Below are 20,174 nucleotides of genomic sequence, written 5' to 3' on the forward strand. Positions count from 1 at the left end.
AGTTAACTGGTGCCAATGGTCTGCCTTACCCGGAAGCTTCTTTGAATGTGAATCGATCCATTTTATGCCTGACGCGATCTGTCCTCTGGTTGATCAGAGGATAATGCTCATGTCGTCGCTCAGGTCGGCAAAGAACTGATCGGCTTCGTTTTCCCAGGCCGGTAGCTTGCGGACTCCGGGAACCAGGCTGTCTTCCATCCAACCGCTTTCCTCGTGATCGTAACCTAACAGGTGCCCCAGTTCGTGCATGATCACCGACCAGAGATCCACTTTCTCGGCGGCATCGCTGTCCGGCAGGGCAATCAGTGTCAGGTCAGAGGATTCAGTGAACTCGTCGTGACTGGTGGGAGTCGCATCAATGAACCAGCCATACCCGGCGGCATTGCTGTCGATATAGATGGTGTTTCCGGCAGCGCGTCCCAAGGTGTCGCCGGACAGGTCGGTTACCTGAATATTGATCGATTTCAGTTTCTGACTGTTGACTGGTGAAGCTGGAGAACTGACGTCATCGACTGCGCTGTCGAGCATACTCTGAGCTGTCGTCTGCTTGAGTGGCTCGACGATCAACGGAGGTTCAGCCTGGGACTCGACCGTCAGCAGATTATTCCAGACCTCGGGATAGCTTGATGCATAATTGACCTGATCTCTACCTTCCCTGGTTTTATTGTAATTCGAAGCAAAGAGGAGCAAGTCTTTGAATTCGACACGATCATTCTGGTTCAGGTCTGCAAACCAGGCGTAGTCGGAGTCAGATTGACTGGGGATTGAATTATAGACGCTGGCAAACAGCAGCAGATCGCGGAAGTTAATCCGATTGTCATCATTGAGATCGTAGGGGTTTGCCCAGATTTCTGTTCCAGCGAATGCTGCGGGAACGGTATCGAGAGCGATATCATCGACTAACGTCACCTGCGGTGTATTGATCTCGAATTCCAGATCGTACGGTCCGATGCTCTTGTTTTCCAGGTCGAGTAATATCTGATCTTCACTGGCGGGTTCGAACTTGATGCGTGCGAAGAGCAGATACCTGTCCGACCCTCGTTGTGTCTCGGTGGTTTCCGCGTAAAGGTTACTGATTGTGCCACTCGCGTCATCGATCAGCCCCATCTGGTTTTGAGTAAAGGCTCCTCCAAATTCGATTTCACTCGCGGAAGTGTATTGTGTCTGATAGCTGAATTCCAGACTGGTGGAGAAGATGCCCTGGGAGGTTGGGTTGAGTGCATCGACCCAGATTTCAACCCAGTAGGTAGACCATTCATCAACCCATTCCCGACCTGCGGGAAGAGTCAACACTTCTCCTGTGCTCGTCGTATTCGATGGCTGTCTCACAATTCGCAGGTGTAGTTCTGCAGTCACGCGGTCATCATCCCTGATGGTGGCCTGACCCTGGCTATCCGCCAGGATGACATTCCGACCAGCCGACTGCAGACCTGAGAGATCGACGAGCAATGTTTCATGTGCTTCGATCAATGGGGAATCGACGATGGAGATCGTAATAGTTTTGCTGAGCTCACCCGGATTGAAATTGAGCGTGCCGGTGGTGTTCTGGTAATCGTCGGGGGCACCAGCTGTCTGGTCGGACGTGGCATAATTGACGGTCACAGTGGTGTCGACTGGTTGGTCGAGGGAGACGGTGAGGGTGGCGGTGCCTGCATCTTCGTCTACTGTCACATCATCGATGGTCATGGCGGCCTGGTCGTCGTCCTGAATGGTGACCTGCGCCTCGGAGTCAGAGATGCTGACGTCACGTCCACTTGCCTGAAGTGCAGAGAGAGTAACCAGGAAGGTTTCATCGAGTTCGACGAGGTTTGAATCGACGATGGGGATGGTGATTGTCTGACTTAGCTCTCCCGGATTGAAGGTCAGTGTGCCTGCGGTGGTTTGATAATCATCGGGAGCACCGGCACTCTGGTCGGAAGTTGTATAATCCACAGTTACAGTGGTGTCGATGGGTTGATCGATTGAGACGGTAAGGGTGGCAGTACCAGCGTCTTCGTCGACGGTCAAATCATTGATGGAGATGGCTGCCTGGTCGTCGTCCTGAATGGTGACCTGAGCCAGGGAGTCCGTGATGATAACATCGCGTCCGCCCGCCTGGAGACCTGAGAGTGAGACCAGGAAGGTTTCATCCAGCTCGATGATGTTTGAGTCGATAATGGGGATGGTAATCGTCTGACTTAGCTCTCCCGGATTGAAGGTGAGTGTGCCGGTGGTGGTTTGATAATCATCGGGAGCACCGGCGCTCTGGTCGGACGTGGCATAATTGACGGTTACAGTGGTGTCGACCGGTTGATCCATCGAAACGGTGAGGGTGACAGTGCCGGCGTCTTCAGCGACGGTGACATCATCGATGGTGATAGCAGCCTGATCGTCGTCCTGAATGGTGACCTGAGCCAGGGAGCCCGTGATGATGACATTACGTCCGTCGGCCTGAAGAGCTGAGAGCGAGACCAGGAAGTATTCATTCAGCTCAATTGTGTTTGAGTCGATAATGGGTATCGTAATCGTCTTAATCTGTTCTCCCGGATTGAAGGTGAGTGTGCCCGAGACGCTCTGGTAATCGTCAGGGGCTCCTGCAGTCAGGTCGGAAGTTGCATAATCGATATACACATTGGTGTCAACTGGCTGATCCAACGAGACGGCGAGAGTGACAGTGCCCGCATCTTCATCGACAGTGACATCATCGATTGATATAGCCGCCTGGTCGTTGTCCTGAATGGTGACCTGAGCCTGTGAATCGGTGATGCTGACATCACGTCCGCTTGCCTGAAACGCAGAGAGCGTAACCAGGAAGGTTTCATCGAGCTCGACGAGGTCTGAATCGACGATGGGAATGGTAATCGTCTTGCTCTGTTCTCCCGGATTGAATGTCAGTGTTCCGGTGGTGGTCTGATAATCGTCGGGGGCACCAGCTGTCTGGTCCGAGGTGGCATAATCGACGGTTACCGCAGTGTCGACGGGTTGATCCATGGAGACGGTGAGGGTGGCGGTGCCTGCGTCTTCAGTGAATGTGACATCATCGATGGAAATGGCTGCCTGGTCGTCATCATGAATGGTGACCTGTGCCTGGGAGTCAGAGATGATGACATTCCGTCCGCTTGCCTGGAGTGCAGAGAGCATGACCAGGAAGGTTTCATCGAGTTCGACGCGGTCTGAATCGACGATGGGAATAGTAATCGTCTTGCTCTGTTCTCCCGGATTGAATGTAAGCGTACCGCTGGTGTTCTGGTAATCTTCGGGAGCAACGGCTGTCTGGTTGGAAGTCTCATAGTCAATGGTCACAGTCGTATCGACGGGGTGATCCATCGATATGGTGAGCGTGACAGTGCCCGCATCTTCATCGATGCTGGTATCGTTAATGGAAATGGCGGCCTGGTCATCATCCTGGATCGTGACCAGAGCCTGATCATCGGCGAAGACGACCTGGTGGCCATTGGATTGGATTCCCGAGAGGGTTACCAGAAATTCTTCATCTACTTCAACCACACCGTTATCGACCAGAGGAATGCTGATATTCTTGAGTTGCTCGCCAGGATTAAAGGTCAAGGTGCCGAAAGTGGTGATATAATCGTCGGGGTTGTCGGCAGTCTGACTGACTGTTGTGTAGTTGACCGTGATGGTCGTCTGAACCGATTTATCAAGAATCACGGGGATGACAACTGTGCCATTGTTTTCGTTGACGTTTCGGTTTGAAATCTGGATAGAAGCGACATCATTATCAGCAATCGTAACTGTTCCAGTATCCTGGATGAGGCTGGCTTCGACGGAGGGGTTCGAAATCACAACCGAAAACGTTTCCGTAGCCTCGACATTGGTATCGCCGATGATATCGATCGAGATGGTTTTTGTTTGTGTGCTTGAGGCCGCGTTATTATCAAACAGGATAGTGCCTGAGTATGCCAGGAAGTCTGAGCCTGCCAGTGCAGATCCGGAGAGGGTGTCGATGTCGAGCGAAATAGGGTCGGCGTGCAGGCCAGGGATGATACCGGTGGCAGTGACGGTGAGTTGGAGTGTCTGAGTACCGTTGTCATTCTCGGTGATGGTTGCATTGTCGATCGAGAAAGTCGGAACCTGTCGATTGAAGCTGAATACGTTCCCTCTGTTGTCGTATTCATTATACAGAGCTGCTACTACAAGATTGTTGTTGTTCAACGCAACGGTAGCACCAAATCCAAGCCCGAGCAGATCAGAGGAGGGTGGATAGCTGAGTTTGGTTTCATGGTCGAGATCCCAGCCAGCTGAACCATCGAAGAGGAATACGGAAGTCTTATTCGTTCCTACGGCAAGCAGATTGCCATCCAGGGCGAGACTGGAACCGAACAGGAAATAACTGTTCTGATCAGCTTGTGTCAATTTGATTTCTGATGGATTATTCCAGCCACCACTGCCATCAAACAGGTATACGGCTCCTGATTTTTCGTTTGCTCCAGAATGGTAAGGCGCAGAGACGGCAATCGTATTTCCATCGATGGCAACGGAGGAGCCGTAGCGATCTCCGGTTTGCAGGTCAGAGGCGTCGAGGATGGTTTCTGTTGCCGAATCCCAGCCGGTGACGCCCTTTTCATAGAGATAGGCCCCACCCCGATTTTGTTTCGCTTCAGCACCGACAACCAGTTTGTCACCATCCAGGTCGATGGAATAGCCGAAATGGTCTTGCGCACTTCCGTCTGATGCTGCCAGAATCGATTCTGTGGGCAGGGAAGTGGACCAGTCAGATCCGTTTCTCGTGTAGACATAAACCGCTCCGGAGGAGGGGGCGTTCCCGTTTGCCACAGTACCACTGACCACGATGGTATCGCCCTGGATCTCTAATGCCGTGTTGGCCGTAATTGAGTCCTGTGGAATCGAACGCGATAATCGTGATAACAGGGGAGTGACTGTCGGGGCAGTGGTAGTCCAGTCAGAGCCATTCATTTCATAAATGTAAACCTCTGCTGTGGAGTCGTCCATAATGGCATTAATGAGAATTGTACTGCCATCGATGGCGAAGGTTTCGCCGAAGAGACGAGTCTGTTCGGGATCTGGTGCGGTGAACGCCGTGGTGTATTCCCAGAAATCATCGTTTTCATCCGCAGGAGTTCCTGCGTCGTTCCGGGTGTAGAGGAAGACCACTCCCTCGGGCGAGAGGGGGGAATCAGAACGTGGCGCCGAGATCAACATGTATTGATCTGAAGTTACAATCGATTCTCCGAAGTAATCACCAACATTGTGTGCGGTCTGGGAGTCGGTAGGACTGAGTTCGCTTGCCAGCGTCCAGGTGTCAAGAGGCGATGGCTGGTAAACAAATACGGCACCACTTTCTATCCCATCCCGACTGATTCCCGGAACTCCTGTCGCAATTGTGCTACCTGAGATCGCTACCGTATCTCCAAAACTGAGCGACTCTGTAGAGTTGATGGATTCTATCGTCACGGTCATGGTGCTGGTGTCCCAGTCGGCGCCACCTTTGGAATAAATGAAGATAGAACCTGCATCACCGGCGCCGGGAGAGCCGACAACCAGTTGCTGATCGGAGAGAGAGACCGAAGTCCCGAAATAATCATAAGCGGCTGAGCCTGTGAGTTTGATTTCGTCGGGGGGAAGGCTATTCCAGTCGGCTCCATTACGGGAATAGAGATAGGCGGCGCCGGTACCGGTGCCAAATTCGTGAGCCTGATGTGAGCCAACTACGATTTCAGAACCATTGGTACTGACTGAGCCTCCAAAATATGTGTTGCTGCTGGCATCAGAGGCGGTCAGTTTTACTTCAATCGGAGGACTGTCGATCCAGTTGTCCCCGCTTCTGGTATAGACGTAGGCGGCACCTGAGTTGGTACCGTTGGCCCCATTACGGGAATCACCTACAACAATCAGGTCGTCATAAATGGAAACTGCGACTCCGAAATCCGTATTGGCAGCAGAATCAGAGGGAATCAGCTTGCGGACATCTGCCGTCGACCAGTTACTGCCGTTCTTTTCGTAAATATAAGCGGCGCCACCACTGGAAGCACCGGAGCTGTCTCCCGGAACGCCGACAACGATTGTGTTTTCGTAAATCGAGACGGCATCTCCAAAGTAAACGGCATTAGTATTGATCGGGTCTGCCAGAATTTCCATTTCTGGCGCTGCGGTTTTCCAGTCAGAACCGACTCTCGTATAAACGAAAACCGCTCCCGTGTGATAATTATTGAAACTGGCCTGCCGGGCACCAATCACGATCGTGTCACCGTCGATGGCGACGGAGGTTCCGAAGCGTGCCCCAACCGAGTAATTCGTGAGCTGTGACATGTCGGGTAGTAAGCTGGTTTCGTATTCCCACGTGTCATCGCTCTGGTCTTCCGAGGTGCCCTGGTCGTTTCTGATATAGATATAGACCGCACCGTTGTCTTCACCGCTTGCTGAGTTCCGTGGCGATCCCACGACCATTACATCACCATCAATGGCGATGGCATCATCTCCCAGGCGGTCACGCGTGTGATTGCTGAATTCGGGGGGAGTGAGGAAATCCTGATTGAAGCTGAAATCGGAATCATCGTTGATGAGTACCGCTGTGCCATCCAGAGCAGCAACGTCACCAGCCAGAGTGCTGCCACCTGTTGGATTGGTCAAACGTCCCAGGATGGTTTCTGACAGTTCTTTAATTGTGTCCGCGTTCACAGAAACCAGGGTTGAAGCGGTCTGCTCCAAGGCGGTCGGACTGGCTGAAAAATTAAAGGTATAGGTTTTGGGAGTGTAATCTTCGCCGGCAGTCGCTGTGCCATCGGCGGTGGTAAAGCTGACCGAAGACGCAAAATTCAGGTCACCAGCGATGCTGCCGGTCCGGGTGATCACGAAGCGGACGTTGCGGGTCCCTGAATCTCCTTCGAAGAATAACTGATCTCCCGTGATACTGAATACAGAATCAGGAGGATGATTGATAATTGTTACAACCCCCTGACTGTCGCCGATGATGACATTGCGTCCCTGATTTTGCAGATTGGTCAGGTTGACGACAAACGTTTCCTCGGGTTCGAGCAGACCAGCATAGATCAGGGGGACGGTGATCGTTCTCGTTGATTGTCCCGGATTAAAGGTGAGCGTACCTGAACGGGTCTGGTAGTCCTCCGAACTGACAGCAGTCTGATCGGCGGTTGCATAACTTACGCTGATCGCGGTGTCGACCTCTCTGTCGAGAGAGACGGTGAGTATGGCGGAGCCGGCATCTTCGTCTATCGTAACATCGTCGATCGTGATCGATGCCTGATCATCATCCTGAATGGTGATCTGGCCCTGAGCATCGTCAAACACAACGTTCAAATTAGGGGCCTGTATGTTTGACAGGGTGACCAGGAAGTTTTCATCTATTTCCACCAGGTCAGAATCAATGATGGGAATAGTGAAGGTTCCCGACAGATCACGCGAATTGATAATCAGCGTGCCGGATGTCGCCTGGTAATCTTCAGGACTGCCGGCCGTCTGGTCCGATGTTGTATAATCAATACTGATCTGCCCATCCACCAGCTGGTCGAGGGTGACGGTAAGCATAGCGGTGCCGGCATCTTCATCTACAGTGACGTCATTGATCGAGATCCGCGCCTGGTCATCGTCGAGGATGGTGACTTCGATCGTATCTTCAGGGATCAGGACATCGCGACCACTGGCTTCCAGACCACTTAAAATCAGATAGAAGGATTCCGTCGTCTCCACATTAGCGGAATCGACGATGGGGATGGAAATGGTCTTTTGTACTTCACCCGGGTTGAAGGTGATAGTGTTGACGGTGAACTGGCCGATGAAATCATCGCTGTCATTCGTCGATCTGTCATACAGGGAATAATTGACAGTGATACTGGTATCTACGGGTTGATCGAGTGTCACAATGACCTGTGCATTACCGACATCTTCGTTGACTGTCAGATCATTGATCAAAATGTGTGCCTGATCGTCATCCTGAATGGTGATTTCTCCCTGGCTGTCGGTGATGACGACAACGCGTCCATTTGCCTGTAATCCGGAAAGATTTACCAGCAGACTCTCATTGAGTTCCACGAGATCTGTATCGATGATGGAAACCGTAATGGACTGGGACTGCACTCCCGGGTTAAAGGTCAGGGTACCTGCGGCTGTTGTATAATCATCCGGGCTGACAGCGGTCTGATTCACCGTGGTGTAATCGACGGTTATGGTCGTGTCGATAGGATTGTCGAGCGAGACGGTGAGCGTGGCGGTACCGGCGTCTTCGTCTACTGTCACATCATCGATCGTGATCGCCGCCTGGTCATCGTCCTCAATGGTGATCTCGCCCTGGCTGTCAGAGATGATGACATTCCGTCCAAAAGCCTGCAGACCGGAAAGATTGACCAGCAATATTTCATCGATTTCGACCAGATTCAAATCAACAATCGGGACCGTAATCGATTTAGACAGCTCTCCGGAATTGAAAGTCAGCATGCCGGAGGTGGACTGATAGTCCAGCGATTCCAGCGCTGTCTGATCTGCAGTGCTATAGTTGACACTGATGGCGGTATCAACGGCAACGTCGAGAGTGACGGTCAGGGTTGCGGTATTGGCGTCCTCGTTAACTGATACATCATTGATGGAGATGTTGGCCTGATCGTCGTCCTGAATCGTGATCTGTCCTTGAGAGTCAGTAAAGACGACATCCGCTGTACCAGCCTGGATGTTGCTGAGATTGACCAGCAGAATTTCGTCTAACTCCACGAGTTCCGAATCGATGATGGAGACCGTAATGGTTTTCGATAGATCGCCTGGATTGAAAGTCAGGCTACCTGATATTGCCTGGAAGTCGTCCGGGCTGAGGGCTGACTGACTGGCGGTGGCATAGTTGACAGTCACCGTGGTTGCCACAGGCTGATCAAGCGAAACCGTGAGTGTGGCGGTCCCTGCATCTTCATCCACTATGGCATCGTTGATCGACAGTGTGGCCTGATCGTCGTCCTGAATAGTGACCACTGCCTGGTTTCGAGAAATCACGACATTGCGTCCATTGGCCTGCAGCCCGGAAAGGTCGACCAGGAACGACTCATCACCTTCTACCAGAGCAGAATCGACGATGGCGACCTGAATTTCTCTGGTCTGCTCACCCGGGTTAAAGGTCAGTGTTCCCGAGGTTCCCAGGAAGTCATCGTTGAGGGCGGCACTTTGCGCGGTGGTATTATAATCAAGGCTGATTACCGTATCGACGGGGTGATCCAGCGAGACGGTCAGGGTGGCGATCCCGGTGTTCTCATCGACGCTGATGTCAGCAATCGAGATGCCGGCCTGGTCATCGTCTGTAATCGTAACTGACCCCTGGGTATCGGAGAGAATCACATTGCGACCCACGGTCTGCAGGTTGGAAAGATTAACAAGAAAGCTTTCGCTGCCTTCAACGAGATCTGCATCGGTGATCGGAATTGTAATGGTCTTTAACTGTTCTTCCGGATTGAAAGTCAGTGTGCCTGAGGTCGCGGTATAGTCATCGGGGCTGATGGCAGACAGATCTGCGGTTGCGTAATCGACGCTGATTGCAGTATCCACGGGTTGATCGAGTGAAACGGTCAGGGTGGCGGTACCGACATCTTCATCTACAGTGATGTCATTGATCGTGATCGCGGCCTGATCATCATCCTGAATGGTGACCTGCCCCTGGGAATCCGTGAAAATGATATTATAGGCAGGCCGAATGTTGGTCAGGCTGACCAGGAAATTTTCATCGAGTTCGACCAGATCCGAATCGACAATGGGAATGGAAATGGTCTGGGTAGATACACCCGAACTGAAGGTCAGGGTTCCTGAGGATGACTGAAAATCAGTCGGGCTGGTCGCAGACTGGCTGGTGGTATAGTAATCGACCTGGACGGTACCCGCGACTTCTTCATCAAGTGTCACGGTCAGTGTGGCGGTCCCCGCATCCTCATCAACGGAAATGTCGTTGATGGAGAAACGGGCCTGGTCATCATCGTGGATTGTGATTTCAGCATAACCATCGCTGATAATGATATCTCGTCCTTTATTGTCCAGTACACCGATGGAGAAGCTAAAGCGTTCGTCCGCCTCGACGAGTGCGGAGTCGATGATTGAGACTGGGACCGTTTTCGACAGTTCACCGGGATTGAAGGTGATGGAACCGTTGGCGTAAACGTAGTCGAGCCCTTCAGTGGAATTGATTTCCATTGTGATATAGGTCACGTCGATCGCAGTGTCGATGGGTTTATCGAGCGTGATGACGACAAACGCGGTTCCCACATTTTCGTCAACCGCAAAATCAGTGACTTGAAAACCAGCCTGATCGTCATCTTGAATCGTGATCTCGCCCTGGCTGTCAGCGATGACGACATCGCGTCCATTCGTCTGTAATCCGGAGAGATTGACCAGCAGTTTCTCGTCCAGTTCCACCAGATCGGTGTCGATGATGGAAACGATGATTTCCCGGGACAATACACCGGGGTTGAATGTCAGAGTGCCTGATGTCGCGGTATAGTCATCGGGGCTGACGGCTGACAGATCTGCGGTTGCGTAATCGACACTGATCGCTGTATCCACGGGTTGGTCGAGCGAGACCGTCAGCGTTGCGGTTCCGGCGTTTTCATTAATGGAAATATCGTCAATGGTCAGCGCAGCCTGATCGTCATCCTGAATGGTGACGGTCGCTTCTGCATCAGAGATCCGGGCGTGTCCCGTGACGTTGAACAACTCGATTTCGAAGGTTTCGTCTGCTTCGACAAGCAAATCACCAAAGACGCGGATTGAAATGGTCTGCGTCTGGCTGGTTGCCGTCGGATCGCTTGCAAATGTGATCGTGCCGGTGGTGTTTTCGTAATCGCTTCCTGCGATGGTTGCGAGGCCATCGATTGTGCGGAAGTCAACAGTCGCACCATAGATCAGGTCGCCGGGTTTCGTGGCTGTGCGGGTCACACTGAGAGTGACCATGTGGGAACCATTGTCCGTTTCAGTGACGCTGGCGTCCTCAATGGAAATGGTCGGATTCTGGGGCAACCCATAGACATAGATCGAACCTGCATTGGGCGAATAATCATCGTCATACTTGGCTGCAATCAAGATCGTGTCATTCGAGACGGCGAGGTTACGACCAAAATTGATTCCGGTCGTGGGAGACGGATCACTGAACTTCTGTTGTTCAACCCAGGTCTGATTCTCTTGTTGAAACAGGTAGACAGCTCCGTTATAGAGGACTCCGGTTGGATCGCTGGAGCTACTGATAAAGATCTGGTGATCCTGGATTTTTACACTCACGCCGAATAATGAATCCGCGGCGGCATCAGAAGCCGTCAATGTCTGGATCGGATTCCATAAACCGCTGTTGTGGTCGAGTTGAAATAGAATGGCCTTACCGGCACTTGCCGGCTGACCCGGTAAGGAGATCGCGCCAACCAGCAGCAGATCTCCTTCCAGGCTGACCGAGGTACCAAAGGTTCCCTGATCGACAGGAGTGGGGTCTTTCAGTTTCTGAGTCTGTGTCCAGTTTCCATCCTGTTCTTTGAAAATATAAACGGCACCACTGCGGTATTCCGTCTCCGAGTCCAAACGGGCACCGATGACAATTGTCGAATTTTCAATATCGACTGAACTGCCAAAGTTGGCGACAAGAGCAGCGTCGTCTGCGACCAGTTTTGCGGTTTGCGTCCAGACGTTGTTTTCACGTTTGAAGACGTATGCAGAGCCGGTATAAACATCGGTGGATCTGGCGCCAACTACGATGGTATCATTCTCAATGGCAACCACATCGCCGAAATAGCCGTTACCGATCGTATCTGCTACGTGCAGTTCCTGCTGGAATGACCAGATTCCATTCGAGCGGGTGAATACGAAAACGGAGCCTGCGTTCTCTGCGGTTTCATCGCCATAGAGGGCTGCTACTACAGCGGTCTCACCACTGATGGCCACCACGTGTCCAAAGCGGTCTGAAGTGTTATTGTCGGCATCCGGTGCGAGTAGCGTCGCCTGATACTCCCAGGTGTCATCTCCCGTGTACTCGGGAGTCCCCTGATCATTTCTGACATAGATGAAGGCGCCTCCCTGGTCGGAATAGGTTGCATCCCAACCCGGTGCACTGGAAATCAGCGTGTCACCATCTACGGCGAGACTGAAGCCAAAATGATCATCAGGATGTCGTGATCCGATGGAATAGATTTGGGATTTCAGTTCATAGTCTCCGATGTCGTCATCTTTGATGGTGACCGTAGCCAGATCGTCTGGCAGGATGACATCGAGTCCACCCGCCTGCAGGTTGCTTAACTGGACGAGGAACGTTTCCGGCAGCTCTACCGGGATGCTGTCGACCAGGTCGATTTCGATGATTTGTGACAGCTCACCCGGGGTGAAGGTCAGACTGCCGGTCTGACTGAGATAATCGTTCGTCGCGGTGGCACTCTGGTCAACGGTGGTGTAATCGAGAGTGACAGTTGTGTTGACCGGTGCATCGAGAACTACCGTTAAGCGTGCCTTTCCAGCCGCTTCATTAACGATGACATCATTGATTGAGATCGTGGCCTGGTCATTGTCCTCAATCGTGATCTGCGCAGTATCGTCATCAAGGCGACCGTAACCGGTGAGGTTGGAAAGAGTGACAGAAAATTCTGCGTCGAGCTCGACAATTCTGTCGCCCGGAATTTCGATAGTGATGATTTTTGTCTGTGTGAGGACCGTCGGATCCCCATTGAAGGTAAGGGTGCCGGAACTGGCCAGGTAATCATTTCCGGCCGCGGTTGCGGTTCCATCGGTCGTGGTAAAGTCCACGGTTGCCGGGAGCAGCAGGTCTCCCGCAGTGACAGCGGTCCGGGTGACTTCCAATGAAACAAAACGCGAACCATTATCGCCTTCCGTAATTACAGCATCGCTGACAGTGATGGCGGGGGCCTGGGGAGCGTAATAATAGATGGATCCGGTATTATCTGCCCCTTCATCATCATAATAGGCACTGACGAGCAAGGCACCATCTGTGACGGCGAAGGCCTTTCCAAAGTAATCATCGTCTGCGGCATCCGGAGAGATGAATTTCTGAGACTGAACCCAGGTGGCTCCCTGTTTCACAAACGTATAAACCTTACCGTTGTTGACGGCGGTATCGGCATCTCGCAGTGAGCTGATTACGATCAGGTTGTTATTAATTTGTACGCGTTGACCAAAGTAGGCATTCGCGTTGCCATCGTCTGGAGTCAGGGTCTGTGTCTCGCTCCAGATTCCGGTGTCTGTATCCAGGGTAAACAGGTATGCCTTGCCACTGTAAGGTGCCGTCACGAATGTGGCGGGATTACCGATCACGAGGTTCTCACCCTCAAGCGATAACGCACTGCCAAAAAAACCATTGAAGGTGAGTTGAGCACTTTTCAGTTTTTGGGTTTCGACCCAGTTTCCCCCGAATTTCTGGAAGACGTAAACCGCACCACTCTGGGAGACATTTTCTGAATCCCGGTAGGCGCCAATGACAAGCGTAGATCCTTCGATGTCGATGGCATTACCAAACTGCTGGCCTGTGACGGCATCGGAGGCCGTCAGTTTGGTGACTTCCGACCAGACGCCATTGTCACGCTGGAAGACATAGGCGGCTCCAGTGTAGGAATTGTTGCGTACGGTTCCCACAACAATTGTGTCTCCGTCAATTGCCAGTTTTTCACCAAATGAATCATTGGAAACGGCATCGGAGGCCGTCAATTCCTGTTGCAGGGTCCAGTTCGTACCGGAACGGGTGAAGACATAGACGGAACCGCTGCCATTGACGCCGTCATCTCCTGACAGTGCTCCCACTACGGCCGTATCGCCGCTGATCGCCACTGTGAAACCAAAACGGGCGAGAAAGGCGGGGTCGGGAGCGAGCAGGGTGGCCTGGTACTCCCAGGTGTCGTCAGACAGGTCGTCATGGGTTCCCTGCCGATTGCGGACATAAATAAAGGCGGCGCCCTGGTTGGTGACATCTTCCCAGAAAGGCGCACCGACAATCATCGTGTCACCGTCGATGGCCATATCATTTCCCAGGTGATCTCCATCGGAGATGGTGCCTTGTGCCTGGAATTTCGACTTGAACTCGAAGTTGTAGAGCCGATCGTTATCCTGAATCGTGACCGTACCGGTGTTGTCCAGCAGGCTCGCATTAAAACCGGTGCTTTGTAGATTGCTGAGAATGATATCGAATGAATCCTCCAGCTCAGCCAGAGCGTCCTCAATAATATCAACCGTGATGGTCTGAGACTGCTGGCCTGCAGAAAAACTCAGGGTGCCACTGGTGGCGGAATAGTCGGTACCGGCGATGGCCGTTCCCTGACTGGTGGCATAGTCGATGCTCAAATATCCCGGAAGCGGTTGATCGAGAGTGACTGTGACAGTGGCAGTGCCATCGGCTTCATTGACAACGACATCAGAAATCGAAAGGTTGACGGTGTCGTTATCGTTGATTGTGACAGTTGCAGTTCCCTGGGAGAGATCTGAAGCGACCGAAGGATTTGACAGTGTCACAGCGAATGTTTCCGCCAGTTCGACTTTGGTGTCTCCGTTGATCAGAATTGAGATCGTCTGCGACTGGGTGGCCAGGGGGGAGTTTTCATCGAAATACAGCGTGCCTGTCAAAGGCTGATAATCGCTGTCTGCTGTAGTCGCGGAACCGTCTACCGTGCTGAAATCAACCGAGATCGGCTGGTTATACAGTCCGTCCGGAATATCGGTGACGGAAACCGTGAGATTCAAAGTTTGAGTGCCGTTATCATTTTCAGTAATACTGGCATCATCGATGCTGAACGTGGGGGTCTGCTGATTGTAGCTGTAGACTGAGCTGATCGTAGTACTCTCATTATACAGGTTAGCGACTGCCAGACTGTAACTATTCAGAGCAACGACTTCACCCAGTCCGAGATTGCGTAATTCTGAAGAAGATTCGTAGTACAACTTTGATACGTTCAGAGGGTCCCAGCCCGAGAGATTTTCATAGATGTAAGCACTGTATCTGTCCGTACCGACGATGAGAGTATTGTTGTCAAGGTCGATACTGGTTCCAAAGTAATTGTAACTGTTTCCATCGGTAGACGATAAAAACGTTTCCGTGAGGTTGTCCCAACCATTGCGACTGTCGTATAGATATACAGCTCCTTCGTTAGAAGTAGATCCATCGTATTCGGGCGCTGTGATGGCAACAGTACCTTGATCGATGAGGACGATCGTTCCAAATTTGTCACCCGTCTGTAGTCTCGAACCGGTCAGTCTGGTCTCACTCGCAGAACTCCAGCCGGTGATTCCCTGCTGGAAGAGATAGGCGGCTCCACGGTTGTCGGCTTCAGGTGCCCCGACAATGATCCTGTCTCCCTGGATATCAACTCCGCCGCCGAACGCGTCTCCCGTTGTACCATCGGAAGCAGTCAGAATGGTCTCTGTTGGAGCAACGGTCGACCAGTCTGAGCCATTTTGTTCATACACGTAAACGGCACCAGACTGAGTTGCATTCCCCGTGGCATCCTGGTTGCCGATCACGATGGTTTGCTCTTCGATTGCGACGGCAGTCTGGCCATTGAGCGTTCTGCTGACATGAGTCAGCAGGGGAGTTACTGTGGGCGCAACGGTTGTCCAGTCGCTTCCATTTCTTTCGTAAATGTAAACTTCAGCAATTCCCCCTGTGAGGGTAGCGCTGACCAGAAACGTTGATCCATCAATAGCTACGGTGTCTGCAAAACTGACGGTATTGACTGCATCGGGAGCCGTGAAAGACGTTTCGTAGTCCCAGGTGTCATCCACTACAGACGTGGTACCCTGGTCGTTTCTCGCATAAACATATAATACGCCTGCCGGAGCCAGTGTGGAATCCGTACCAGGGGCGACGATCAGCATGTACTGATCGTCCATGGAGATGATCTTTCCAAATTCATCGCCTACATTGTGTGCGGTGTCTGTATCGATCTGGTTAAGTTCACTGGTAATATTCCATGTCCCGGGACTGTCTTCCTGAAAGACAAAGACTTCGCCACTGTTGTTTCCGTCCAGGCTGAGCGTTGGCGCACCTGCGGCAACGGTAGTGCCAGAGCTGGCGACCGATTTACCAAAATTTGAATATTCCGATGTCGATTTTGTCAGTACCGATTCAACCACGGTGCCCGGATCCCAGGTGGCGCCACTTTTGTTGTATACGTAAGCGGCACCAGATTCACCCACTACCAGTTGATCGTTTCGCAGCAGGAGGGATGTCCCAAAGAAATTCCCTTCCTCCTGATTCGTAAATTTGTATTCATCAGGAGCAATGGTCGACCAGTCTGTGCCGTTTTTCTGATAGAGATATACGGTACCAGTACCATCTGTATGCCGGGCACTGCGGGCTGCTATTGCGATTTCAGTTCCGTTGGTTGATACGGAACTACCATAATAGGCGTAAGCAGAGCCATCGGAGGCTGTAATCTTGGTTTCAGTCGGAGCGACGGTGTGCCAGTCGCTACCGTTTCTGGTGTAGATATACGCCGAACCGCTGTATGTACCTGAGGAGTGGGTATCGTTTAAAGCTCCAACCACAAGGAGTTCACCCTTAACGGAAACTGACACACCATAATATTTATTCGATGAGGGATCTGCCGGCAGCAATTGAGTGATTACTGGAGTGGACCAGTCGACGCCGCTCTTTTCAAAAATGTAGGCGGCACCTCCCGAGGAAATGCCTGAGTTGTCGGAACGGGCTCCCACGACAATCGTGTCCTGAGACACTGAGACGGAGGCACCAAACAGGTAGGTGCTGTAGGTACCAGACACATCGAATTTCTCGACCAGGGGAGGCTGGGTCTTCCAGTCGGAACCCACACGTGTGAAGACATAAGCGGCCCCTGTGCCTCCTTCTCTTTGTGAGCCGACTACAATTGTGTCGTCCTCGATATCAACTGAATATCCAAATTCCGTCCCCTGGTAGGAATCGGTCACAATAGAGTCTGTGAATAGAGTGGTTTCCAGTTCCCAGGTATCATCAGTTTCGTCTGCGGGTGTTCCCTGTTGATTCCGTCGGTAGACATAGACGGCCCCTGAACGATCTGCGTGGGCGGAGTTCTTAGGAACTCCCACAACCATGACATCTCCATCCATGGCAATGGCACTGCCAAACTCGTCATAAGTGAAATTAGCATATTCCTCATCTGCAAACAGTTCATTCTGGAAGGAGAGTGCAGAATCATCATTCTGGATCGAGACCGTTGCTTCGAGTGTCGCTAAATTACCTTTCAGGACACTGCCACCAGTCGGATTACTCAGACGAACCTTGAAGGTTTCGGTGGCTTCCTTAAACAGATCGCCGTGAATCGGAATAAATACGCTTTTATACTGTAAGGTCGAGGTCGCACTGGCGGAGAAACTCACAGTCGAATTTACAGATGAATAATCCTCTCCTGCAGTAGCGGTACCATTAATTGTAGAAATATCCACTGTGGTCGCAAAATTTAAATCTCCCGCACTCCCGCCTGTCCGGCCGACTCGAAGTACCAGATTCTTGGAACCATTATCTCCTTCACTTATATAGTGATCATCGAGAATAAAGACCGATCCAGGGAGATGGTCGTCATTGACAATCGTTCCCGTTGCATAATAGTCAGAAATCAACACCGAGCCGGAAAGAGTGCCTCCCTCAATCTGTGGCTCACCGATCAGTACAGAAAATGCCTCATCTGATTCCTGGTTGGCATCATCGTGCACGTAGACAATCACGTCGGTCGATAAATCGCCGGCTTTGATCGTTACCAGTTGATCGCTCAGAAACGTATAGTCACTGTGGTTTGCAGTCCCAGTCTGGGTATTGACGCGAAAGGTGATGTCCGCGCCGGCGACTTCACTCAGGGAGACATTGAAGGTCAACGTTTCATTTTCGGGGGCGGACGCGTCGCTGATGCTGAGAGATGTGGAATCATCGTTGGAGATTGTGATCAGTCCACTGTCATCTGCGATAGTCGATAATGCAGAACTGCTGCCCGTTAATAAGAGCTGGAAGGTTTCGTCTGTTTCCGTCAGCGTATCGCCGTTGATCTGAACGGTAATGACTTGTGTCTGTGTCAGTTCTGTTGGATCCGCCGTGAATGCCAGCGTTCCGCTGCTGGTGAGATAGTCTCCTTCTGTGGCAGTGGCAGTCCCGTCTTGCGTTGTGAAACTGATCAAAGCTATGTGATTGAGATCCCCAGCGCTGCTTCCAGTGCGGGTGACGGTGATGGAGGCTGTGGAGGTGCCACTGTCTCCTTCGACAATCGAAACATCGTCGATCGTGAGCAACGATGTCAGCAGCGTTCGATCCTCGAGTTGCTCGATCGATTGAACTGACCTGGATTTGAGATGCCTGATTCGCTGCGATTCAGGGCGACGGCGAAGACGTTTCGATCGTTGAGATGTGCGATTGGGTGTATAACGGTGAACGAAAGACTGTAACCAGTTTGTGAGTAACATCAGCTGGTGGCCCTTTGCAGTCTGGTTATTGTTTGTATGGTCAGTATCTGATTTTCAAAATGTCGTATGTAAGAACAGGGAATGGCGGGTGAAATGAGGAAGAGGAAACAATTGTTATCCTGGAAAATGTGTACGCAGTTCAGGTGTGTAAACGACGATACCAGTAGATGAGGTCTTTATCCAGTTAAAATTTAGATAATTTAGAAATTGCGAAAACTGGACCATTCAAGAGGTTTAGAGCTTGTGCTGTAGCCGGGCAGGGAGTAGGACGCGCAGCAGAGACCTGTTCATCAGGATTTCTCCTGTTGTGGTCAGGGATTCAGAGGAGATGAGTGGACATTCTCACAATTATCCCGGGAATCTGGGAGAGGCGTCGCGGATAGGCTACGGAGTGATTAAGTCGCTTTAGAGCAGCTCAGGAATCGGTTTGCCGTCGGTCAGGATCGGGATGGGGCGGCCGGTATTGTCGTAGTAGGCCTGGTGCGTATCGATGCCGAACTTTTGATAAATCGTTGCCAGCAGATCATTGCTGTTCATGACACGATCGACGGGATGTTCCCCTTTGGCATTGGTCGCACCGATTGCCTGGCCCATTTTGAGTCCTCCCCCGGCCAGGAAGATGCTCATGGCACGGCACCAGTGGTCGCGGCCGGGACGTTTGCTTTTGTCCTGATTTCGGACCAGCGGGGTGCGACCGAATTCACCACAGAAGATGAACAGGACATTCTGATCCAGTCCTCGGCGCTGCAGGTCATTGATCAGGGCCGGTACCGCCTGGTCGAACACAGGCATACGTTCCCGATATGCCTGGAAGATGTCGGCATTGACCGAATGGTCGTCCCAGTTGCTGGTGCGGCCCGCTTTTTTGGAGAGTCGGAAGCTGGCCTGCAACTGGACCAGCCTGACGCCCGATTCCACCAGACGACGGGCCAGCAGTAAGCCCTGGCCCCAGGTGGTCCGCCCGTATTCATCGCGAAGCGCCTCCGGTTCAGCCGAGAGGTCAAAGGCTTTGCTGGTCCGGTCACTGGTCAGCATGGCCAGCGCCCGATTGTTGAACTTGTCCAGCGCGGACATCGAACCGCTCTTATCCAGTTCACGGCGGAACGTATCGAACTGGCTCAGCAGCTGATTGCGTTTTTTGAGAGCTGCTGCAGCGGAATCGTTGACGGAAAGATTGCCGACCGAAAATTTCGAACTGTTGGGATCACCGCTGAACAGGAACGGACTGTAAGCCGGTCCCAGGTAAGCCGGACCCCCGCCGTAGAATTTGGTATTCGCGATAAACAGGGGAATGTCGCGGACCTGATGTTCGAGTTGGCTGGCAACGACCGATCCCATTTCGGGATACTCCGCATCACCGGGATTGGCCGCGGTAGGTGTATAGCCCGAGAGAAATCGACAGGTGCCGCCTGAGTGTTCATTCCTGTTGTGGTGCAGGCTGCGAACGATCGAAAACTTATCCGCCATTTGGGCCAGATTTGGCAGCAGCTGACAGATCTCCATCCCGGGGACATTAGTTTTGATCGGATTGAATTCCCCCCGGTATTCTGAGGGGGCCAGCGGTTTCATGTCGAAGGTATCGATATGGCTGGGACCGCCGTTGGCCCAGAGCAGGATGACGGAAAAATCCTTGTTGAGCCCGGCTGGACTCTGTTCGCCCGCCAGCAGACGCGTCAGGTTGGGATCCAAGCCGCCGGAGAGCGCGCCCAGGCCCAGTCCGCCAATTTTCAGAAATTCCCGCCGACCCACAGGGCCGGGACAAGGCTGCATCGGTTTGCTGTTCATGGTTCTATCCACAGTTCAAATTGAAGTGT

The 20,174-nt window shown here is 52.2% G+C and carries 2 protein-coding genes; both read right to left on the minus strand.

Features of this window, described 5'->3' with window-relative positions; all coding sequences use genetic code 11:
- Positions 1-93 precede the first annotated feature (93 nt).
- Complete coding sequence (locus tag RID21_RS05930; RefSeq protein ID WP_350187690.1) at positions 94-18,360, minus strand: Calx-beta domain-containing protein; 18,267 nt, start codon at positions 18,358-18,360, stop codon at positions 94-96.
- 405 nt (positions 18,361-18,765) lie between these two features.
- Complete coding sequence (locus RID21_RS05935) at positions 18,766-20,145, minus strand: DUF1501 domain-containing protein (protein ID WP_350187691.1); 1,380 nt, start codon at positions 20,143-20,145, stop codon at positions 18,766-18,768.
- Positions 20,146-20,174 lie beyond the last annotated feature (29 nt).

The sequence above is a fragment of the Gimesia sp. genome (assembly GCF_040219335.1).
Taxonomy (GTDB): Bacteria; Planctomycetota; Planctomycetia; order Planctomycetales; family Planctomycetaceae; genus Gimesia.

Coding starts and splice junctions, on each gene's coding strand:
- RID21_RS05930 (WP_350187690.1), bottom strand. CDS start 18,360: ATGTTACTCACAAACTGGTTACAGTCTTTCGTTCACCGTTATACACCC.
- RID21_RS05935 (WP_350187691.1), bottom strand. CDS start 20,145: ATGAACAGCAAACCGATGCAGCCTTGTCCCGGCCCTGTGGGTCGGCGG.